The following is a 21,209-nucleotide window of genomic DNA, read 5'->3' on the forward strand; positions in this document are numbered from 1 at the left end:
TGGCTTTTTATTTTTGTGCTCAATTGAGGGCTTTTCAAAATGGATTTAAAATGAAAGTAAGTATAGTCGGTTGTGGTTGGTTAGGTTTGCCATTGGCCAAAACATTGGTGGCTGAGGGTTTCCATGTAGCAGGAAGTACAACTTCTCGCGAAAAATTGAGCACTTTAAAAGAGAATGGAATTGAACCTTATTTGCTCAAATTCGACCCTATGCCAATTGGCGAAAAATTCAATCCTCTTTTTCAAACAGATTGCCTTATCATTAATATTCCTCCTGGAAGAAAAACCAATACACCTGCTCATTATGAAGAGCAAATCAAATATTTGAAATACCTGATCCAACAGCACAATGTGCCGAGGGTGATTTTTGTAAGTTCTACCTCATATTACCCGAATTCGGAAGAGTTGGTAAGCGAAGAAATGCCATTTGACTTTGAAAAAGGTTCTAGCAAAGCAGTGGTTCAGGGAGAAAAGCAAATAAGGCAAATTGAGAGTGAGCTTTTGGTTTTGCGTTGTGCTGGACTAATGGGAGAAGGTCGAATCCCAGGAAAATGGTTTGCGGGTAAACCTACGACAGGATCAGAAACCCCGGTAAATTATATCCATCGCGATGATGTAATTCGAATCATTCATCAGCAATTGCTTACTTCAAAATTTGCCTACGAAACGCTAAATTTAGTCTGCCCAAACCACCCAACACGACAAGAGGTACATGAAGCCATGGCAAAAAAGTATGGATTTGAAAACCCCGTTTGGCAAGCTCCGCATAAAGTTTCTTCTAAAATAGTAAGTGGAGAAAGGCTTGAATCAATCCGTTACGAGTTTACTCACCCAAATCCTCTGGAGTTTTAATTTCCTTGTCGCCATTCAAAGAAACACGTGTTCTTGGTAGGCAATCAGGATGGTTTTCCTGAATGTAGGTTATCAATCTTTCGCGAAGCCATACACGTAAATCCCAAGCAGTAGGTGAATCAGACGCACTCACCAAAACTCTTAATTCCATTGTTTTAGAAGTCGCATCTGTTACCTGTAAAACATTGGTTTCACCATCCCAAAGCTCCGTTTCGTTTAAAAGTCTGGTGAGTTCTTTTCGAAGGGCTTCTACCGGAAATGTGTAATCGGTATAAATGAAAACGGTTCCTAGAATGTCGGCAGAAACGCGTGTCCAATTCTGGAAGGGTTTTTCAATAAAATAGGTAGTAGGAACAACCAGTCTGCGTTTGTCCCATATTTTTATGACTACAAAAGTCAGGTTGATATCTTCTATCCAACCCCATTCGCCTTCCACAATCACAACATCATCAATACGAATAGGTTGGGTAATTGCCAACTGAATTCCCGCCAGAAAAACACCAATTAGTTTTTGAGCGGCCAAACCGATGATAATACCGATTACACCAGCCGATGCAAATAAACTCACTCCGATTTCACGAATAGATTCGAAGCTCATAAGCGCCACGGAAATTGAAACAATAACAATTATGGCAATGACAATTCTTTCGAGAATGTCGTATTGGGTGAAGATTTTTCGAGCACCAAGATTGTCTTTGGCTTTCAAATCATATTTGGAAAGCATGATGGCTTTGAGCACAACCACAGAATTGATAAGTGCCCATGCCAAGCCTAAAATCAGCGATATGCTGAAAAGCTTTGAGAAAGCGTATCGATAAGGGAAAGAGCCTTGGTAACTGCTTAAGGCAACCATGGCTGCTAAACTCAGCACTGAACAGATAACTGGCCACTTTATTTTTCTAATGATCAATTTGACTTCTTCGTGCCCAATGTGAGCTTTCTTAAAAAGCCTTTTGATCATTCGCGCAAAAAGAACATTCAGGGCAACGCCTAATAGAAGAGTTGCCCCAACAATGATGTAGAATAGAACATTATCGTTTTTTAGAACGGAGTCGAGCATAAGCAGTTTTGGATTGAAATCCTGAAAAGCCAACCTTGGATTATTTACTTTGACCAGAAGTAAATCGGTTGCCTTAATTTATAAAACTGCCAATGGCGTATTCTGTTAGAGGATTTTAGTTAAAAGGACGGAAACGTTTGTTTAGCCTTCCATTTCATCTAAAAAGAGCTCGCCACGCTTAAGCCTATGAATTGCCCTAATTGTTTTGAGTTGATTATTCATTTGATCTAACACTTCAAATTCGGCTTGAGCAATCTGCCAGCCTCTCTTGTATCTGTCAGGCGACAGAGACTGATGATTTTTCGTTTTCATTACTGGTTTTTGAGACTTTTTTATAAGACGTAAAAACGTGACAAAGTTCCCTTAGGGTTTCCGATATTCTGAAAATTTTTAAAAAAATATTGTCTTATAATAAAAAAACCATCTTACCCCTAAAGAATTGAAGTTCAATTTGATAAGATGGGTTTGCTCCTGCGCTTTCCGCAAACGTTTGTTATTGCCAGGCTCCTAAAATTACACCCACAATAGTATAGGCTACAATGTGGTAAAAGGAGTTGATAAGAATGAGTGTTGTGGATTTTCTGGCGAAAAGATAATTCATGGCTGTAGAAGGTAAAATGAAGAAAATGCCCGTCATAGCCGCCATGCTTGCTCCCATACCTGCGTTCATTTCTGGGTTTGGACCAAAACCATAAAAGAACATGGCCATACCAAAAGATACAATGAATGCCATTATAAATGCCGAACCAAAGAGTTTGGCCATATTGGCCTTTTTAATTTCTTCGTCACTCAGGCCAACGCCCTTTTGCCAAGCTTTTCCGAAAAGAGGTCCGTACCAAACCGAACCCAAAAGAAAGAAGGCTACAGCAGAAATTACTACAGCCAGCCAGTTGATGTTAGATAAATCCATAGTACTTGTTTTGTTAATGTTGAAGATTGACCTCGAGAGCCACACTTTTGGAGCTTTCACATTTCGAGGCTTAACAAAATATAAGTAAAAAGAAGGAGAAACTGGTTAGTCCTCAAGCATTTGTATGAGTTCGTTTATCGAAGGAATCAATAAAACATCTTCAGGGTACTCCAACTCTTCCATAAAATATGGGTTGCCGGTAATCAGGATGTGCTTGTCAGGAAAAGTCTCGGAGAGCTTATAGATATAGGCTTGAGTATCAATTTTGGATACAGGAGCCTTAACAAAAGTGAGGAGTGTGTCCGGTTTAGAAATTTCGGCTACTTTCAATAAATCCTGAAATGGAATATCGGCCCCCAAGTAAATGCACTGTCTTCCTCTAAATTTTAGTACGTATGTGAAAAGCAGAATGAGCAGGTCGTTAAACTCCGATTTTGGCAAAAAAAGCATGTACTTTTCGGCATTGGGTGGAGGGAATTCCAAGCCATCAATCCCCACAATAACCTTTTGCCGAATCAGTTGGTACATAAAACTTTCTTGAGCTGTTGAAACTTCTCCGGTACGCCACATCACCCCGATTCGCTGTAAAAATGGATAGATCACTTTAATGATGATGCCTTCAAAATTCATTTTGAGCAAACCAGAAGAGATGATTTTTTCAAAAAGGCCTTCATCAATTTCCAACATGGCTAGCATTAAGCCATTGATCATGGAAGTGGTGGAATGATCTTCTTCAGGCTTGGGCTGAGCATCCATTACAAGCCGAATTTTCTCGGCAAGTTCGTCTTCTGAAAAAGTACAGATTTGGCTAATGCGGTAGCCGTTGTCTATCAACAGCGAAACGTTCAACAGATACTTCAGCTGTTCTTCGTTGTAATAGCGGATATTCGTTTCTGTGCGCTTAGGGGTCAACAATTGATAACGTTGTTCCCAAATACGGATGGTATGAGCCTTAATGCCAGAATACTTTTCAAGGTCCTTAATGGAATACCTTATCATATGCACACAATAATAATTGTGAAGCTAATAATTTTAAGGCGAAGAAAGCCTTAGCGGTAAATACTAATTTCAACCCTTCGGTTCATCGCTCTGCCTAAGGCAGATGCATTATCTGAAATAGGCAGAGTATCGGCCACACCCTTTACTTGAATTCTGTTTGCCTGAATTCCATTCTTTATCAAGAAATCGGCTAAGGTTTGTGCCCTACTTCGCGAAAGCCTCTTGTTGACGGTGTAACTTCCTACGCTATCCGTGTGGCCCGTAATCAGAATATGCGTTGTAGAATCTTGCTGCAGATTCTTTAAAATTTGGTTCAATTCTTCTTCGGCTGAAGCGTTCAAATTGTGACTGTTGAAACTATAATTGAATGTGTAAGTTTCTTCTACGCTAACTCTTCCTGATTTAACTGGGTTCGCAGTTTTCGGAAATACCTTACCATAAGGAGGTTGGGCTAAGGGCTGGTATGGAGGCAAACCTATGGGCCATAAGTTGTATCTTCTTTCAGCAAAAGGACGCTTTTTACTAGGGCGTTTTCGCTTTGATTTTTTCTTCCTTTCCTTTTCTTTTACCAAACCTTTGAACTTTAAACCGAACTCGAAAGCGCCTGTGTTGGCTGAATTTTTAGCACTCACCGATAAATCATAGGCCATTCCCACAGAAAAATTTCCCTTATTCAATTCCAGTGTGCTGATCAAATCCCTACCTACCAAATAGCGAATGCCAAAATCTAGGGAAGATTGGTTTGCCAATCGATATTCACTGGCCAAGCCGATGTTCAAACGGTTTCTCTTATTGTGATGAACCCTAAGAAAAGTAGGTAGTAGATTCAGTTTGGGTGTTTGGTAAATAGATACCGCAAGTTCAGTCATATAAGTTGGCGGAACTTTCGATTGAGTATCGAAGAATGAACCTTCCGGATGGTTAATGTCAAAAATGGAAAAGCCTAAACGCGACAAAGTTTGGCCATTCGCATTTTCATAACGATACAGAATACCTCCGTTGATTCGATAATAATTGGTTGATAGTTCTTGAAGGTTTTCTCCGTTGCTGAGCGATGAATCGAAACCTCTATCAGGAATATACTGGGCGTTGGTTAAGAAGTTAGAAAAGTTAAAGCCTTGTTTGTGATAAAATCCACTTATGCCGAATGAAAGTGTTTGACCATCATTTGATGTGAATTGGAGCGCATACGAAAGTCCAACTTCTTGAACTTCGAAAGTATTGGTTGAGCCAGACTGATCATTCAATACGTTCAAACCAAAACCACCTTCAACGTTTTCTCTATTGCGAATCAAATGTGGATATCGAAAGGAAAATGAAGAGCTATTTATGTTGAAGTCGGGAGCGGTTTGCTGGCTTCTGTGTAAAATATCGGCTGACCAATGATGGTCTTGTGCTGCATAGGCTGGGTTTAACCTTTGTTCAGCATAAGAGAGTAATGAAAAATTGAACTGCTGCGATAAGGCTCTTTTGTGAGAAAGTGCAATCAACAGAGAAAAAATGATTAGGGCTCTTACGTTGATTCTCATTATCTCACCAAGCTGATTTTACCATTGGTTTCATTGTTAAGTTTTACGGGTTGGCCATTGGCAAACTTGCCGCTTACGCTCCAAAAATAGACTCCGTTGGAAACAAGCGACCCATTCACGCTGCCATTCCACCCTTGTTGAGTAGCTTCTTTGGGGTCTTTGGTATGGTATAAAAGATTGCCCGAGCGGTTATAAATATTGAACTCGAATTCGTTGGGCATTTGGCTCAAGAAAACTACAATATTGTCATTTTTTCCATCTCCATTAGGGGTGAAGAGGTTAGCAATTCCACCAGTTTGGGCTACGTTTACCTGAACTTCAAATGATTCAGAACAGCCGTTTTCACTGGTTATGGTGACCAAATAAGTTATGTCAGTTCGGGGATTTGCTGTTGGATTCGCAATGTTTGGGTTACTAAGGTCAGAGGAAGGAGACCATTCATAAGTAGCGCCTCCTTCAGCTTTAAGTTCAATGCTTTCTCCAACATTAATATTCAATACCGAGTTTTGCACTGAAGGATTAAAATCTTCAACCTCTACATAGCCTTGGAACACAAAAGTGCATCCATCAATATTTTCACCTTTGAAGGTGATGGTTTGGCTTTCTGTTGGAAAAAAACTCACACTTGGAGAATCGCCAATTTCGCTGTGAATATCGGACCCCCAGCTGATATTTTGCCATTCTGGTGAAGCGGAAAAACTTACTTCATCCCCAGGGCATACCAATGTATAGGGTGCTAGGTTTACTTCAGGGATTTCAGAATCATAAGCTTCAATATGATAGGTGAATTGTTTGGCGCTGCAATTTTCATATTCTACCACAGAACCATAAATGGTTTCGTCATTCTTGACTTCAATTGCTAAGACCTTCATTTGCCCAAGAGAACCTCGGGTTGTAGAAACCCAATTGCGAAGAATATCTGGTGAACCTAAATTGATGGTACTCCCTCTACAGGCTTCTATATTCGAAACCTCTAAGTTTTCTACTTCGCAAATGGCGAAACGATTAAGTATGCCAGTTCCGCTTTTGCCAGAACAGAAATAATTAAAGGCATTGTCCGCACTGCTTACAAAACGGAAGTAGTTACCTGGGTCTAACTTCTTGAAAGTGGTATGATGAGCGTACAATTGATTACCGTGATTTGGCGTACGGGGGTTGGGGACATTTATGTTTACATTGCCATCATTTAGGGCAACCGTGTCATCCTTGGTAATTACAACATCGAAAGAAAGAAGGTGACTTTTCGTAAGTGAATCGATACCGCCTCGCCAAACAAGATAAGCCTCTCCTTCGCCAGTTTGCACAGCATTTGAATGAAGGCCCGTTGGTCCTGCATTTATAGGTTCAACTTCATTTTTATATAGAATAATATTTAAAGAGTCTGTGGAAGAAATAAGCTGTGCAAAATCAAGGTTTCCGTCAAGAGAAAAATCCGCAAATCTTGTTAATGCAGGCTCGTCCATTTCATATTTAATTGTATCAGATTCAGCAAGCCCCACGCTGTTTAAAAAGTAGCTTGCCAACTCATTTTGATCATTTCGGCCGTAAAGCCATAAATCAGTGGTTCCATCAGAGTTGAAATCGGCTATTAGCGCATCCAAAACTTCTAGTTCGGGTAAAATGGAAGCTATTATAGTGGTGTCAGCTTTTGATAAGGTCAAAATATTATGGGTTTGCTGAGTTGTAGAGGTCCCTGTGAAAAACAGATCTGGACTTTTGGCACCAACAAATCGACCATAAGTAAAAACATTGTCAATAGTGAGGCTATCTAAAGGCCAAGAGTTTTGCCAAACGTCCCAAGAATTGGCTTGTGAATTTTGGAAGTGAAGTGTCTGCTTTTCTGTTGGGTTGGGAGAAGAAACCAAAATATCCCGAAATCCATCGTTATCTAAGTCCAATTCCTGAAAGTTGTTTGCTTTGGTTTTTTTGAACTCGTTTAGCGGAAGTTCCCAGCCCGATTCCGTGCCTTCTAAATAGATTAGTGAATCCTGTTGATCGATATATAAAAGTTCAGGACGTATGTCTTGATTAAAATCCCTGAGCACAAACTTTTCGGTTAATATGGAATCGAGCGGAGTATTGGCCAATTCAAACTGAGAGTTTCCCTTATTTTCAAGGAAAGAAAGAAGCGTATCCTGACCAGACTTTATTCCAGAAAAAACGATGTCAACTTCTCCATCTGAATTCATGTCCATGATTTGGATTGCATGAATTTGAAGGTCGAAGGTCTGGATCTTATGAACCTCAAATTGAGATTCTCCTTGATTTTGCAATAAATAGAGCTCTGTAGAATCTGAGACTGGATTTGAACCGTAAATCAGCAAATCATATAATCTATTGGAATTGAAACCAGCCCAAACCATGTTCGGATTAGTGAGCTTAGGAAGCTTTAAAGAATCAATTTTCTCAAAGGTTTGAGCAGTTGTCAATTTAAAAATGAACAGCAATAAAAGAGACAACAGTATTTTTAAGCCTTTCATAGTTAATGATCTTCAAGATCGAATTTGAGTTTTATACTAAGTTGGCTTCTCACGGCTTCGCTATTGAAAGTGGCAGGTTCCCAATCTTTTACCAGTTTTAATACACGAAGAGCTTCGTTGTCAAATGCTTCTCCTAGACTTTCCTGAATTTGAAAATCTGAAATCGTTCCGTCAGGATTAATCGCGAAAAGCACTTTCACATAGCCTTCAAAAATATTGGAGTTAGCATTTTCAGGGTATTGTAATTCTTGGTCTATAAACTCATAGAATTTCTCAAAACCCATTTTGGGCGATGCCTTTATGAATACATCTTCTTTGACCACTTCTTTGTCAAAACTTTCAGTTTTTTTGATGGGCCTTGGTGTCTCTTCTGCTTGAGGTTTTTCTTCTTTAATTGCTGTTTTTTCTTTTGCTGAATCTGTCTTGGCTTCAATTTCTTGCTCAGGCTGAATGCTATCCGCTAAGGCTGGCTTTGCAGGAGAAGGCTCTGCTTCCGCTTGTGTTTCTTTAGGCTGAATGCTGTTTGGGTAATCATTATTACCCGCTGTATTCAAAGTGAAATATGCGCCAACTGCGATAGGAAGTAGAAGCAATAAAAGCAGCCAGCTTTTGGAAGCACTTTTATGTGTGAGCGTTTCAGAAAGCGGTTGTTCAATGCTTGTTGACGCATTTTGCAGCACTTGCTCAAAATTCATGTGAGCTTTAATATCGCTGCTACTCAGCTTTTGGCCTTTTTTCAAATATCTATATTTCATATTTGCTCGGCTTTAATTTCTTTCTAATTCTTTGAATAATGCGTTGCGAACGGGTTTTTGCATTGTTTTCAGTAATGCCCAAAATCTCCCCGATTTCTCTAAAGCTTTTCGATTCGTAAAATCTCAGCTCAATCAGTTCAAGATCAACGGGTTTGAGTTGTTCAAGAACTTCCGATACATGCTTAAAGCTTCTTTCTGGCTTGTCGCCATCAAGGTTCATTTCCTCGATTAAGCCTTGAGTCATAAAGTCTTCTAAAACAACCGTCCGCTTTTTCTTTTGGTCGCGGAAGTAATCATAGCAGGTGTTTAGGGCCAAACGATAAAGCCATGATGAAAAGCTAAGGCCATGAAATTTGTACTTGTTAAGGTTCACCAATGCCTTGCAAAACACATTCGAAGTGATTTCGCTGGTGGCAACTTCATCTTGAACCCGCGACATAATGAGCCTGAAAATGGGTTCGTAGTACTTTTCATAAATGGACTCGAAGTACCGAGGGTCCTTTTTCGACCATTCGATCAACTCATTTTCTGAGATTACTTCAGGATCCACTTTTGATTCAATTATCATTTGAGCTACGTTACTCGGTTAATTTTGGACCTTATAGCCTTGGTAAGAGGGCTGCATTTTCAGCAACCCAATTACAATTCTTTCAAGGCTTTAAAAACACTACTTTAAGTATGTAAACTTCGCATATGAAACGCGGGCATATTAAAAAGATACACTTTGAATGTCTATATTGAATTGCGCCTCGGAAAACACACAATTTACCCACTTTAAAAAGAATCTGGAATTCATTAAACCAATTTACAACGGCTTGCGTTGTCTTTGCACTTATGAAAGGCTACCGATTTTCAAAGTACATTCCGCCCAAAACCCAAGGCGATACCGCTTTTGATAACCTACTCAATGTTTTTCTTCAATTGGTGAGTATTACTGGGGGCGATGTTGGCGAGGCACTCAACTGGCTTACCAGCTTGGACAGGCAGTACAACATTACCGATGGGAGTTACGGAATAGGCGATTTTATTGATGAACTCAAAGAAAAAGGTTACCTCACGGAACAAAACCAAGAGGGAAAGTATGAAGTAACCGATAAAGCTGGTCAGCAAATCCGTAAATCAGCTTTAGAAGAAATTTTCGGCAAACTGAAGAAGTCTGGAAAAGGCCAGCATACCACAAATATTCCCGGCCAAGGAGAAGAGACAGGAACCGACCGCAGACCTTTTGAGTTTGGCGATGCCCTTCAGCAAATAGCCATGACGGATTCCATTCGTAATGCCCAAATCAATCATGGTTTCGGAGATTTTATGCTTACCGAAAACGATTTGGAAGTTGTAGAAACTGAGTACAAAACCCAGACTTCTACCGTACTGATGATCGATATTTCACATTCCATGATTTTGTATGGCGAAGATAGAATTACGCCAGCCAAAAAAGTGGCAATGGCTTTGGCCGAACTCATCAAAACTAAATATCCGAAAGACACTTTGGATGTGATTGTGTTCGGTAACGATGCTTGGCAAATCGAAATCAAAGATCTTCCTTACCTACAAGTTGGGCCCTACCATACCAATACCATTGCAGGTTTGGAGTTGGCCATGGATATTCTCAGAAGAAGAAAAAATGCCAACAAGCAGATTTTCATGATCACTGATGGAAAACCAACGTGCATGAAAGTGGGCATTAAATACTATAAAAATGCTTTTGGTCTTGATCCGAAAATCTTGAACAAAACATTGAATCTGGCCAGCCAATGCCGCAGGTTAGATATTCCCGTTACCACTTTTATGATTGCTTCAGATCCTTACCTAAAGGAATTCGTGAAGGAATTTACCACCGCCAATAATGGCAATGCCTATTACAGCAGTTTGAAAGGGCTGGGGCATTTAATTTTTGAAGACTTTAAACGTAATCGCAGAAAACGATTTTAATATGAGCTACTCCGAATTGACAGCAGATCAATTACTAAAAATAAATACACTTGGCGCTTTGAAAAAAGCAGGCTACCAAAGCAAGTCTGTTAAAGATGAACTTCGGGAAAACCTGATCAAAAAGCTGGTGAACAAAGAGCCTACTTTTGAAGGAATTTGGGGTTATGAAGACACCGTAATTCCCGATGTTGAAAGAGCAATTCTCTCAAAACACAATATGAACTTGCTTGGCCTTAGAGGTCAGGCAAAAACGCGTATTGCTCGCCAAATGATCGAATTACTAGACGAATATGTACCTGTAATTGAAGGTTCGGAATTGAACGATGATCCTTTGTTGCCAATCACAAAATATGGAGTGGATAAAATAGCTGAATTGGGCGATGATACTCCAATAGGCTGGTTGCACCGCAGCGATCGTTATGCTGAAAAACTTGCTACGCCAGATGTTTCCATTGCTGATTTGATTGGTGATGTGGATCCTATTAAGGCGGCTTCCTTAAAACTGCCTTATTCCGATGAACGCGTGATTCATTATGGATTGGTGCCACGTTCGCACAGAAGTTTGTTCGTAATCAATGAATTGCCCGATTTACAAGCTAGAATTCAGGTGGCGCTTTTCAATATTTTACAAGAAGGAGACATTCAAATCCGTGGATTCAAATTGCGTTTGCCGCTCGATATTCAATTTGTGTTCACGGCTAATCCTGAAGATTACACCAATCGTGGAAGTATTGTAACGCCTTTGAAAGACCGAATCGATAGCCAAATCATTACGCATTACCCAAAAACCTTGGAAATTGGCAAGCAGATTACGGTTCAAGAGGCCAATATAAAAGAAGCTCAAAAGGAGAAAGTTGTGGTGAATGCCATTGCGCAGGACCTGATTGAACAAGTGGCTATTGAAGCCCGGCATAGCGAATATGTAGATGAGAAAAGTGGGGTTTCGGCCCGTTTAACCATTTCTGCCTATGAAAATTTACTGAGCGCTGCCGAACGAAGGGCTTTAGTGAATGGCGAAAAGCAGACTTACATCCGTGTTTCTGATTTTATTGGTGTGGTACCTGCCATTACGGGTAAAGTAGAATTGGTGTATGAAGGTGAGCAAGAAGGGCCAGGGATTGTAGCCCAGAATTTGGTTGGAAAAGCCATTCGCACGCAGTTCTCGGATTATTTTCCAAAGCCAGACGATAAAAAGAAAGACAAAACCCAGAAAACGGAGAATCCTTACAAATCCATCATCAATTGGTTTGGAGAAGGTTATACGATCGATTTGCTAAACGACCTTTCCAATGAGGCTTATGAGAATGCACTTAACTCTATTCCGGGTCTTTCCGATTTAGTGAAAAAGCAGCACCCAAAAGTTTCAAAATATGAACACCTATTCTTGATGGAGTTTGTGCTTCATGGCTTGGCGGAATATAGTAAGCTTAGCAAATCTGCACTTGATACGGGAACACGATTCAAGGATTTACTCAGCAGCATGTTCTCCATCGATAACCTTGAAGATTTTGATGAAGAAGATTTAGAATAGAAACAGCGAACATTTTCTATTTAATGAAAAGCTAATTCAGAAATGGGTTAGCTTTTTTTTCTGAAAAGAAAATTAAAATCAGTAGACCAATCGGTCTATTTTTGCTTTATTTGAATTATGCTATCCACGCGCGAAAAATTGGTTCAATCGGCTGCCGTTCTCATTAGGAGAAAAGGCTATTTCGGTACTGGCATTAATGAAGTTCTGAAAGAAGTGGGTGTGCCGAAAGGCTCTTTATACCACCACTTTCCTGAAGGGAAAGATGAGCTGATTCGTCAGGCGATTCAGTATGGAGGCGAAAATCAGATGATCAAATATGGTAATGCCTTAAGAGGAAAGTCCGCTTTAGAAGGTTTAAACGCGATGGTAGATGTTATGATCAACGATTTGTTAGACTCTGATTTTAAGGATGCTTGCCCCATAACTGCCGTGGCTGCTGTAGCGTGTTCCATGGACGAAACCATACGAAAGGCCTGCGAAAGTATTTTCAAAGGTTGGCAAGATAACCTAACGGGCTATTTACAGCGAAGAGATATTTCTAATGCGGAAGTTAAGGCTCAGCAATTATATACAATGTTTGAAGGCGCTTTTGTATTGAGCCAAGCTCATAAGGACATCAAGTTTTTGAAACTACAAAAGACCTACATTCCAATAATTCTCAACAGTTAAAAAATTTTATTCTGATATAGACAGACTGGTCTATTTTAAATTTGAAAGCAATGACTTTAAATAAAAATCCAGAGAGTAGAGCCATAGTTCGGTTTCAAGACTGTGACCCGTTGGGGCATCTGAACAATTCGAAATACTTGGATTACATGCTCAATGCCAGAGAAGATCATCTTATCCAACATTATGACTTCAATGTGTTTAGAATGGCGCAAGAAATTGGTGTGACTTGGGTGGTTGGGCACCATGAGCTGGCCTACTTAAAACCCGTTATGGTGATGGAAGAAGTGCTAGTGCAGAGCAGGCTAATTTCATATACTGAAAAATACGTTCAGGCTGAAATGGTGATGTACGACAAACACAAAAAACAGATTAAAGCTGTATTGTGGACAAAGTTCTTTCACTTCGATGTGAAAAGCCAACGTTCTGCCATTCATTCAGAAAAGCATATGGTTTTGTTTAAAAACCTGTTGGAGCAAATTGAACATAACTCAGTAGAAGAGAGGGCAAGGCATTTGGTAAGTGAATTGAAACTTCAGGCTGCCGAAAGGGTACTTTAATAAAGAAAGAGAGGTTGTTTCAAGCTTCAAACTTACCAAGTGGATTGGGTTTGCTGAGCTTGAAACAACCTCTATATTGATGAGAAGCCTATTTTATTTTTGAGCTGGCTTCGTTAATTACTTTTTCAGGAACAATGTTTTTCCAAGTCATTGGGCTCTTTGGGTCGAAATCCACCAAATACCATTCATTGCCTAGTGATTTTTCTTTCACCCAAATTACGTACTTGGTTCCCTTTGCCTTAATGGTGTAGGTAGAAGCATCGTAGCTAACATTATTGCTTCCAAATTGGCCTTTCATAGCGCCTACAATCTGATCAGCAAAGCCTTTGTTTTGCTCATTCAGAATCATTTTCATGTCTAGAAGATAATCTGCCAAAGCGTATTGATTGCCACTTTGAGCACTCAAGCCTTCTAAATTTCCGATTTTGGCTTCGCTAATGTCTAGCTTGATTTTCATCAATTGTAAAAACTGAGCCATCTCTTTTAGCCCGATTGAAGATCCGTTTTCGAACTGTTTTGGATGAAGATAGCCGAGAACCTTTTCGAAATTCTGCTGGGAAGTATAAGTTAGAAACTCTTTAAATCGCTTATTAATGGCACCTTCATCTGCTTTTGAAAGCGTTTGAGCATTCAGCGCAAAGCAAGATATGGCCAAAACTAGTATTGAAATATATTTTCTCATTTTAATCGTTTTCTTAGGTTTTACAATTTTCAGGCCTGTTTTCAAGCCAGCTTTGTAAAGATCGATTTTAAGCTCGGAATGTTGCAGGCTTATTTTTTTGTAAGTGCTTCTGCCTTGGTTATCAGCTCTTCAGGAAACAAAATTTTCAACAACATTGGGTTTCCTGTATCAAATTCTGAAAAATACCATTCATCGCCATAAGCATCATCTTTTACCGCAATCAGGTATTTAACACCTTTAATCTGCATTTTGAATTTTTCCTTGTCAATACTCACTTCGCTCGAAGCGTAGGTTTGCTTTATGGAATTGAAAATAACTTCAGAGGTTTCAGGAGTTTTCAATTGCTCAGAAGCCAGGGTCACTGTCAAATCCATATTGTATGGACACAAAGCATATTGAACCGTTTCGGTATCGTAAATAGGCAGAATGTCAGTTACCTCCATTTCGTTAAAGCTCATATCGATGCCTTGGGCGGCTAAGCCTGTAAATACTTGAGTAACTTGTTCTTTACTCGCAAAATTGAAAATCTTAGGGTATACCATTTCTACCATCGAAACGTACTTTTTCTCTTTGGTGCTGGTAACATATTGGTCGAGTCTTTCCCTGATTTCGCTTTTATCTTTTTCAGAAAGCGATTGAGCAAAGCTGGAAAGTGAAATGAATAGCAGAAAAGCTAAAAATGTGAATCTGGTCTTAGTCATGATGGGCAGTTTAGTAGGCTAAAGTATGCTTTAAAAATCAAAGATTATTGCTTTGGGCCTTTATCCTTGGGTTTTTCGCTCACAATGGGTGAGAAGGACTGAAAGTTTTGGGTTGAAATCCAAAAACCATCTCCTTGGTTGTGAATGTCGTCATTCCCCTGCCATTTTCCTTTATAATAATAGGCGCCACAACCCAGCTGCAAAACGTTTTCGCTGTAGAGCGTTTTGGCATGTGGAGGCGATTTAATCCAGCCATCTACAACATAATCGGCCAGTTCTAAATACGATCCGAACTTTATGCCGCCCACTGCTGATATGTTTTCAGCAATTGAAGGATTAGAAATTCCGGCTAAAACAGCACGCTGATTAGGCTTATTTCTGTCTTTTTGTTTAGGATTGAAATGGTCGAAGAAATCTCGCTTTCCCATTTCAATGGAATGATTCCACGCCATAATTTCCAAGCTCGGATGGTAACTTGTTGGTTTTAGGCCCTTCTCTATTCTTGCTTCGTTGGTTACAAAAAATATGGCTGCATCTAGCGTTTTATAATCGGGGTCGTCCAAATCTATTGGTGATTTGAACAGTTTGAACTTTCTGAAATTGTCATCAGTCAGTTTCTCATAGTATTTATCATCCCATTTTTTCTGGCCGTAGGTCGAAATGGGAAAGCATAGAAAACCGATAAAAGTGAATAATAGGTGACTCTTCATATGTGTGCTTAGAAACGCAACGTTGGTAGTTCGTAGTTTATGAGTTTTTCTGTTTTTTTGGAATGAAAACCCAAATTGATTGTGTTTACTCCAGCGAATGCATCGAAATCTATTAAATTTACCTGAACCTAACCCAATTATTGTGCGCCAATTTAAAACTGTTCACTTTCTCTTACTTTCTCTATCATTTATTTTCATTTTTTCGGGTTGTGCGGGAGGTAATAAGGCTCGGGTTAAAAAGGCGGATATGGTCATTACTACGGCCAAATCGTATATCGGAACGCCTTATAAATATGGAGGCACTACACGAGTAGGAATGGACTGTTCTGCCCTTCTGTATCATTCTTATTATAGTGTTGGAATTCAATTGCCACGCATGTCAAAAGATCAGGCTAAAATTGGTCAGAAAGTAAAAATGAAGGATTTAAAAGAAGGCGATATGCTCTTTTTTGCTACCGGAAAACGGAAGAATGAGATTACGCATGCAGGAATTGTTACTGCCGTTCGAGGCAAGTCAGAAATTCGATTTATACATGCTTCTACTTCGTTGGGAGTTACTGAGAGCAATTTATTTTCGCCTTATTACATTCAGCGTTTTAAAAGAGCCAGAAGAGTTTTTTGAGCTAAGCCCGAATAGCCACAATTGAAGTGGCTCCTTCTTTCCCTTTCAATTCCGCAGTACCAAGAGGTTTGGCGGTATACATTTGGTTCAGGTCTAAATGTTGGTAAAGAGCTTCAGAAATCAGTAAGTCTTCTCCATAATAATTACAAAGGCCTTGAATTCGGGAAGTAGTATTGAGCACGTCACCAGTGTAGAATATTTCCTTTTTAAGAGCCCCAATTTCACCCGTGGTTACTTCTCCAAAGTGCATAGCGACCTTGAATTGAGGTTCAAAATCAAATTTCTTTCTGTAGAAATCCCAGCGTTTTTCAAGGTCGTTTTTCATAGCGAAGAAGCATTTCAAACAATTGTTTTCAGCCAGGCCAGCCTCAAACTTCCAAGACACCACCACTTCATCTCCAATGTATTGATATACTTCTCCCTGATGCGCAATTATGCCTTCGGAGAGGTCGTCATAATATTCTCTCAGAAAATCGAAATAGCGAATATGACCAAGCTTTTCAGCCACTGTGGTCGATGATTTCATGTCTAGAAACATGAAAATCCGCTTTTCTACTTTAGGGCTATGATACTTGCCTGTAAAGAAGTTGATTAACACCTTGTGCCCAAGGTTTTCACTGATTCCCGCATAGAAAAAGCATAAAAACAGGCTTATACTCATAGAAAACAAAGTGCTGGCAAACGTTCTACTATTTAAATAATGAAGGAATTTTGCCCAAACTTCACCGTCTAGCGGAGAAATGCCAAGTTCCAAACCTGCTGCTATGGGGTAAGTAACACTGATAATTACCAGCATCAAGAGTGTGTACAAAATCAGTTTGTAAAAGAGTTTTTGGGCAAAGCTTCTCTTTCGGAAGACTTTTTCGAGCCAAATAATCTCGATTGTGCCAACAATCAGCCCAACCACCATTACGGCAAAACTTGCAAAGAGAAATACTGAGAGAGTGAGGGTTATGGCCGTTTCCGGATCAGGATTTTCGTAGTTGGTGGCAAGGCCTTCAATAAGTAATATTGCCCAGCCTGCAATAAGCCAAATGATGCCGAAGGGCAGAATTCGGGATATATTTCTTTTGATTTTGGGAGAAAGTGAAAAAGACATCAGGCTTTTTGAAAAAATATTATGTGATAAGGCAATAATGAAGATAGAGAAAAGCCTTGAAGAAACACAAGTGAGGTAAAGCTAAAACACAAAAGGCCATCGTGAAGATGACCTTTTTTGTGGAGGATACCGGATTCGAACCGGTGGCCTCTACACTGCCAGTGTAGCGCTCTAGCCAGCTGAGCTAAACCCCCTAAGAGTGCGCAAATATAAGGGTTGAATTTATATTCTAGCAATTTGCTAAACGTTTTTCAATAAATTTTGCGCTAAATTGTTCTTGCAGAACCCTTTACATTGAGGTTTGGTATTAATGAAAGTAGTTACTTTCTGAAAAAAATGTATCTTTAAATTCTTGGACGATCTCACTGGTCATGAGTTTTTCATTTTTTGGTCAAAACATAAAACAACAACATCATGCTAAAAAACTACATTAAGGTTGCGCTCCGCAGCTTTAAAAAGCAAAAAGCTTTTTCTTTTATCAACATCTCTGGATTGGCCGTAGGCCTAACCTGTTGTATGCTGATTGGCTTGTACATCAGCGAAGAGCTGAGTTACGATCGTTTTCATAACAATGCCGATAACATTTATCGGGTTACGCGAGAGTTTAAGAGCCCCGATGGTTCTACATCTCTTCATTTATCCAGAGTAGCTCCTCCATTTGGTCCTTTAATGAGGGAAGATTTTTCGGGAGAAATCGAGAAAATTGGCCGATTTATGACTGTCGGTGGGCCGGTAAAGTACAAGGATAAGCTTTTTGTAGAAAGTGATTTCGGTTTTGCCGACCCCGAATTCGCAGAAATTCTCACCTTTAATACTATTGAAGGGGATTTAAAAGCAGCTCTTTCACAGCCTGGTTCTTTGGTGATTTCTGACGAAATGGCTACCAAGTATTTTGGTGATGAGGATCCTATTGGAAAAACGGTCAATTTCCTTTCCCAAATAGATTTAATCGTTCGCGGAGTTTATGAAAAACTGCCTGATAATTCGTCCTTCCAAATTGATATGATGGCCGATTTTAGTGGCATCGAAGCTTTTTATGGTGGCCGAGAAGCCATGATGCAAAATTGGGGTAGCAATAATTTCACGACCCTTTTTACGCTGAAACCTGACGGAAGAATTGATGAAATCGAGCGTAGAAAGGAAGATTTTCTTGTCAGCCATATTGGTGAAAACGCCAATACTTGGACGGATATTCACATTCAAAAACTGACCGATATTCACTTGCATTCAAACCTTTCCGATGAGCAAGGCCTGAATAGCGATATTTCTTATATCTACATTTTTGCGGGAATCGCCTTTTTGATTTTGGCCATAGCCTGTATTAATTACATGAATTTAGCCACTGCGCGTTCTGCCAATAGGGCGAAGGAAGTGGGAATGAGAAAAGTTTTTGGAGCAGGAAAGGGCAAGCTGATCAATCAATTTTTGGTAGAATCTATTTTGCTGGTGTTTTTTGCTGTGTTGGTGGCAACGCTAGCAACAAGTTTGATTTTGCCCTACTTCAGAGACTTTACAGGCCTCAATTTGGTTTTCGACCTTAGTGAAAATGCTGGCCTTATTGCTATAATTTTAGCCAGTGCGCTAGTGGTTGGCGTTCTTTCAGGAAGTTATCCTGCTTTTTACCTTTCTTCATTTCAACCCTTAAAGGTATTGAAAGGGAAATTGGCTTCTGGCGCAAAAAGCGGTCTGCTGAGAAAAGTCTTGGTTGTGGTTCAATTCACCATTTCTGTCATTCTTATTGTTTCTACGTTGGTTGTTTTTGAGCAATTGAATTTCATCCAAAATAAAAAATTGGGCTACGAAAAGGAGCAGATGATGATTATGGGCGTGAGCCAAGAAGTAGCCAATCAATACGATGCATTCAAAAATGAACTGTTGCGTATTCAAGGTGTAAAATCTGTTGGCGGATCGAGCCGTGTTCCTTCAGGGCAGCTGTTGGATTCCCAAGGAGCACAGGCGGAAGTTAATGGTGAAATGCAGGCAACTCAAGTGGTAATTAAGGTGTTGTCTGTCGATCCAGATTTTATCCCAACTTATAAAATGGACTTAGCCAGTGGGCGAAATTTCTCAAAGGATTACTCAACCGATTCGGCAACTTTTATTTTGAATGAAAAAGCTGTAGAAATTATTGGTTGGGGAAGTGCTGAAGCAGCAATTGGTCAAAATATGATTTATGGTGGCGTTCGCGGAAAAGTGATTGGTGTAACTGAGGATTTCCATTTTGAATCTTTGCAGAGTGAGATTGTTCCCGTGATTATGATGAACAGGCCTGATCAAATGAGAAATCTATCCATTAAAATAGAAGGTTCTAATCTTAAAAATGTGGTAGAAGAAATTGATGATCTCTACGCAGGCTTTTCGCCCAACACTCCTATAAACTTCAATTTCTTGGACGACCGTTTCAATAATCTTTATGAGGCAGAAACACAGAGAAGTCAGCTGTTTACTATTTTTTCAAGTTTGGCCATTTTCTTAGCCTGTTTGGGATTGTTTGGTTTGGCTTCGTTTACGGTTTCGCAGCGAGGAAAAGAAATCAGTATCAGAAAGGTTTTGGGCGCTTCGGTAAATCAAATTGTGGGGATTCTGTCCAAAGAATTTTTCATTTTGATCATTGTCGCGGTTGTGTTGGCCTCGCCAGTGGCTTGGTACTTTATGTCGGATTGGCTTGCAGGCTATGCTTATCGAATCGATTTAGGGGCGATGCCTTTTGTATTCGCGGCCATCATTTCAGCTTTAATTGCATTTATAACCATCAGTTTTCAAACTGTTAAAGCGGCTATTTCTAATCCTTCGCAGCGACTGAGAAATGAGTAAGATTATTTTCTAAGTCTATTAAGAAACTCAAAGCCTAAGCCCATCGCTATTCCTACTCCAATACCGATGGGCAGGTTTTCTATAATTATGCCTGTGCCAATTCCTAGGGCAAGGCCTGTGATCAAGCCAAAGCCTGGCGGCCTTTTACCATATTTTCTGGCGGCCTTATTTGCCATAAAGGTTATCTAAAGAAGACCACATATCGATTGACATTCGCCATTGGCTGTCTTCTCCTTTTCTCCAAGTGATTACATACTGACCGCGAAAACTGGTAGTGTCTCCATTGCGCACGGTTTTCCCTTCATAAACGCCATAGTCAGTTGCCAATTTATCGTTTATCTCTAGTTTGGAAGAAGTGGATTTATGCGCTAAAACTTTAACAGTTTTAGGGAGGTTCCAGTACTGGCTCACAGCTTCTTTGCCTTTAATCATGGGCCTATCACCAGGTATGATCACGGCATCTTCCGTGTAAAAGCTCATTTGTTTTTCTAAATCCCGATTTACGTAAGCCTCTGAAAATGATTTTGAAGCTTTTAAAATGGCCTCCTTTTCTGCTTCTACATCCACTTTTGGTTGGCAGGCTAAACAAAAGCCCACGATACCGATTACTGCCAGGCGCTTCATCTTCGAATTTTTCGCAAAGTTAAGTAAGAATAGGTTTATTGAATACCTACGGAACCCACAAAACCCTATTTCGGTTCAAGAATGTGCCTGTTCTAAAGCCTGAAATGCTTAAATAACCGCTTCTTTGATTCTTTGGAGTTGAAGCATGTGCCTGTCCAAATGGCCGAGCAAAAAACGGAAAGCATCACCAAGCCTTAGTTTAATCACTGGCCCCAATGCCGTTGGAACTTTTACTTTGTTAAGGTTGTAGTTTTCGGCCTTTTTTATCTGTTCAATAAGCTCTTTGTGTATGGTGAAAAACTCATCGATTGTGGCTTTTGAATCAAGTGCCTGCGAAGGATCCATCGACTTGATAGTCTTCATGTTGTTTTTTACTTCCCCATTCTGCTTTGGAGAAATCATTTTGGTGAAATAGTCACCTTTCCAGTGTGATTTGAAAACGGCTTCAGTTTGCTGAGGATATTTATCAAAGGCTTTATTGATGTTATCTACATAAATGCCATCCGCCATACTTAAGTGTTTTAAGCATTGAAGTATACTCCATTTTCCGGGAGCTTCTTGGGTATTGAGTGTTTCCTCGGAAAGCCCATCAATAATTTGTTCCACTTCATACAGTGCCTTTTCGCATTGTTGAATGGAGTTGTTGATATGTTTTTTCGCTTCGACCTGCATTTTTTATTACAA

The 21,209-nt window shown here is 39.8% G+C and carries 22 protein-coding genes and 1 tRNA gene; 7 read left to right on the forward strand and 16 right to left on the reverse strand.

Going from position 1 to position 21,209, the window contains the following annotated elements; translation table 11 throughout:
- Positions 1-50: 50 nt before the first annotated feature.
- Positions 51-851: a Rossmann-fold NAD(P)-binding domain-containing protein gene (locus tag ACXACJ_RS21880; RefSeq protein ID WP_475136570.1), complete on the forward strand. Its 801-nt coding sequence runs from the start codon at positions 51-53 to the stop codon at positions 849-851.
- Here the strand turns inward: ACXACJ_RS21880 and ACXACJ_RS21885 are convergent.
- The 8 genes from ACXACJ_RS21885 to ACXACJ_RS21920 form a co-directional block, all read right to left on the reverse strand.
- On the reverse strand, positions 823-1,911 hold the full coding sequence (locus tag ACXACJ_RS21885; protein ID WP_475136571.1) for a mechanosensitive ion channel family protein: 1,089 nt from the start codon (positions 1,909-1,911) through the stop codon (positions 823-825). The two genes, ACXACJ_RS21880 and ACXACJ_RS21885, sit on opposite strands and share 29 nt — an antisense overlap.
- A gap of 141 nt (positions 1,912-2,052) precedes the next feature.
- Positions 2,053-2,223, reverse strand: coding sequence for a hypothetical protein (locus ACXACJ_RS21890; protein WP_475136572.1), 171 nt, complete (start codon positions 2,221-2,223; stop codon positions 2,053-2,055).
- A gap of 181 nt (positions 2,224-2,404) precedes the next feature.
- Positions 2,405-2,821: a DUF1761 domain-containing protein gene (locus ACXACJ_RS21895; RefSeq protein ID WP_475136573.1), complete on the reverse strand. Its 417-nt coding sequence runs from the start codon at positions 2,819-2,821 to the stop codon at positions 2,405-2,407.
- Between the two features lie 105 nt (positions 2,822-2,926).
- Entirely contained in the window at positions 2,927-3,820 is an 894-nt protein-coding gene (locus tag ACXACJ_RS21900) for a MerR family transcriptional regulator (protein ID WP_475136574.1), read from the reverse strand.
- 50 nt (positions 3,821-3,870) lie between these two features.
- Positions 3,871-5,349, reverse strand: a complete 1,479-nt coding sequence (locus ACXACJ_RS21905) for a PorP/SprF family type IX secretion system membrane protein (RefSeq protein WP_475136575.1) — start codon at positions 5,347-5,349, stop codon at positions 3,871-3,873.
- Positions 5,349-7,829, reverse strand: a complete 2,481-nt coding sequence (locus ACXACJ_RS21910) for a T9SS type B sorting domain-containing protein (RefSeq protein WP_475136576.1) — start codon at positions 7,827-7,829, stop codon at positions 5,349-5,351. Before ACXACJ_RS21910 ends, ACXACJ_RS21905 begins: the two co-directional genes overlap by 1 nt.
- A 2-nt stretch (positions 7,830-7,831) precedes the next feature.
- The gene (locus tag ACXACJ_RS21915; protein ID WP_475136577.1) at positions 7,832-8,584 is read right to left on the reverse strand and encodes an energy transducer TonB; all 753 of its coding nucleotides are present in this window, start codon (positions 8,582-8,584) and stop codon (positions 7,832-7,834) included.
- Positions 8,574-9,152 carry an RNA polymerase sigma factor gene (locus tag ACXACJ_RS21920; RefSeq protein ID WP_475136578.1) on the reverse strand — a complete coding sequence of 193 codons (579 nt, stop codon included), beginning with the start codon at positions 9,150-9,152 and terminating at the stop codon, positions 8,574-8,576. Before ACXACJ_RS21920 ends, ACXACJ_RS21915 begins: the two co-directional genes overlap by 11 nt.
- Before the next feature lie 266 nt (positions 9,153-9,418).
- Here ACXACJ_RS21920 and ACXACJ_RS21925 point away from each other — a divergent pair, with 266 nt between their 5' ends.
- The 4 genes from ACXACJ_RS21925 (at position 9,419) to ACXACJ_RS21940 (ending at position 13,273) form a co-directional block, all read left to right on the forward strand.
- The gene (locus ACXACJ_RS21925) at positions 9,419-10,516 is read left to right on the forward strand and encodes a vWA domain-containing protein (RefSeq protein ID WP_475136579.1); all 1,098 of its coding nucleotides are present in this window, start codon (positions 9,419-9,421) and stop codon (positions 10,514-10,516) included.
- A 1-nt stretch (position 10,517) separates the two neighbouring features.
- Complete coding sequence (locus ACXACJ_RS21930) at positions 10,518-12,047, forward strand: P-loop NTPase family protein (RefSeq protein WP_475136580.1); 1,530 nt, start codon at positions 10,518-10,520, stop codon at positions 12,045-12,047.
- Between the two features lie 117 nt (positions 12,048-12,164).
- Positions 12,165-12,716 (forward strand): TetR/AcrR family transcriptional regulator, encoded by a 552-nt coding sequence (locus ACXACJ_RS21935; RefSeq protein ID WP_475136581.1) that lies wholly within the window; start codon positions 12,165-12,167, stop codon positions 12,714-12,716.
- A gap of 50 nt (positions 12,717-12,766) precedes the next feature.
- Positions 12,767-13,273 carry an acyl-CoA thioesterase gene (locus tag ACXACJ_RS21940; RefSeq protein ID WP_475136582.1) on the forward strand — a complete coding sequence of 169 codons (507 nt, stop codon included), beginning with the start codon at positions 12,767-12,769 and terminating at the stop codon, positions 13,271-13,273.
- Positions 13,274-13,361: 88 nt separating this feature from the next.
- Here the strand turns inward: ACXACJ_RS21940 and ACXACJ_RS21945 are convergent, their stop codons facing one another.
- From ACXACJ_RS21945 to ACXACJ_RS21955, 3 genes are all read right to left on the reverse strand, one after another.
- The gene (locus ACXACJ_RS21945; protein WP_475136583.1) at positions 13,362-13,955 is read right to left on the reverse strand and encodes a hypothetical protein; all 594 of its coding nucleotides are present in this window, start codon (positions 13,953-13,955) and stop codon (positions 13,362-13,364) included.
- An 89-nt stretch (positions 13,956-14,044) separates the two neighbouring features.
- Positions 14,045-14,656, reverse strand: coding sequence for a hypothetical protein (locus ACXACJ_RS21950; RefSeq protein ID WP_475136584.1), 612 nt, complete (start codon positions 14,654-14,656; stop codon positions 14,045-14,047).
- Positions 14,657-14,700: 44 nt separating this feature from the next.
- Positions 14,701-15,366 carry a CAP domain-containing protein gene (locus ACXACJ_RS21955; protein WP_475136585.1) on the reverse strand — a complete coding sequence of 222 codons (666 nt, stop codon included), beginning with the start codon at positions 15,364-15,366 and terminating at the stop codon, positions 14,701-14,703.
- Positions 15,367-15,463: 97 nt separating this feature from the next.
- On the opposite strand from ACXACJ_RS21955, the gene ACXACJ_RS21960 reads away from it, so the two are divergent.
- Positions 15,464-15,988 carry a C40 family peptidase gene (locus tag ACXACJ_RS21960; RefSeq protein WP_475136586.1) on the forward strand — a complete coding sequence of 175 codons (525 nt, stop codon included), beginning with the start codon at positions 15,464-15,466 and terminating at the stop codon, positions 15,986-15,988.
- Between the two features lies 1 nt (position 15,989).
- On the opposite strand, the gene ACXACJ_RS21965 is transcribed toward ACXACJ_RS21960, so the two are convergent.
- Both ACXACJ_RS21965 and ACXACJ_RS21970 read right to left on the reverse strand, forming a co-directional pair.
- A complete protein-coding gene (locus ACXACJ_RS21965; protein WP_475136587.1) occupies positions 15,990-17,087 on the reverse strand; it encodes an adenylate/guanylate cyclase domain-containing protein in 1,098 nt (365 codons plus the stop codon).
- A 120-nt stretch (positions 17,088-17,207) separates the two neighbouring features.
- Positions 17,208-17,281: transfer RNA gene (locus ACXACJ_RS21970), tRNA-Ala, on the reverse strand.
- Positions 17,282-17,501: 220 nt separating this feature from the next.
- Between ACXACJ_RS21970 and ACXACJ_RS21975 the strand changes: the two genes are divergently transcribed.
- The gene (locus ACXACJ_RS21975; protein ID WP_475136588.1) at positions 17,502-19,901 is read left to right on the forward strand and encodes an ABC transporter permease; all 2,400 of its coding nucleotides are present in this window, start codon (positions 17,502-17,504) and stop codon (positions 19,899-19,901) included.
- A gap of 2 nt (positions 19,902-19,903) precedes the next feature.
- Here ACXACJ_RS21975 and ACXACJ_RS21980 read toward each other — a convergent pair whose 3' ends face one another.
- The 3 genes from ACXACJ_RS21980 to ACXACJ_RS21990 all read right to left on the reverse strand — a co-directional run bounded on the left by ACXACJ_RS21980 (position 19,904) and on the right by ACXACJ_RS21990 (position 21,197).
- Positions 19,904-20,077: a hypothetical protein gene (locus ACXACJ_RS21980; protein WP_475136589.1), complete on the reverse strand. Its 174-nt coding sequence runs from the start codon at positions 20,075-20,077 to the stop codon at positions 19,904-19,906.
- Complete coding sequence (locus ACXACJ_RS21985; RefSeq protein ID WP_475136590.1) at positions 20,067-20,525, reverse strand: YybH family protein; 459 nt, start codon at positions 20,523-20,525, stop codon at positions 20,067-20,069. The genes ACXACJ_RS21980 and ACXACJ_RS21985 overlap by 11 nt, the downstream gene beginning before the upstream one ends.
- Before the next feature lie 108 nt (positions 20,526-20,633).
- Complete coding sequence (locus tag ACXACJ_RS21990; RefSeq protein WP_475136591.1) at positions 20,634-21,197, reverse strand: DinB family protein; 564 nt, start codon at positions 21,195-21,197, stop codon at positions 20,634-20,636.
- Positions 21,198-21,209: the final 12 nt, after the last annotated feature.

The sequence above is a fragment of the Roseivirga sp. AWQ4_251 genome, from assembly GCF_056158225.1.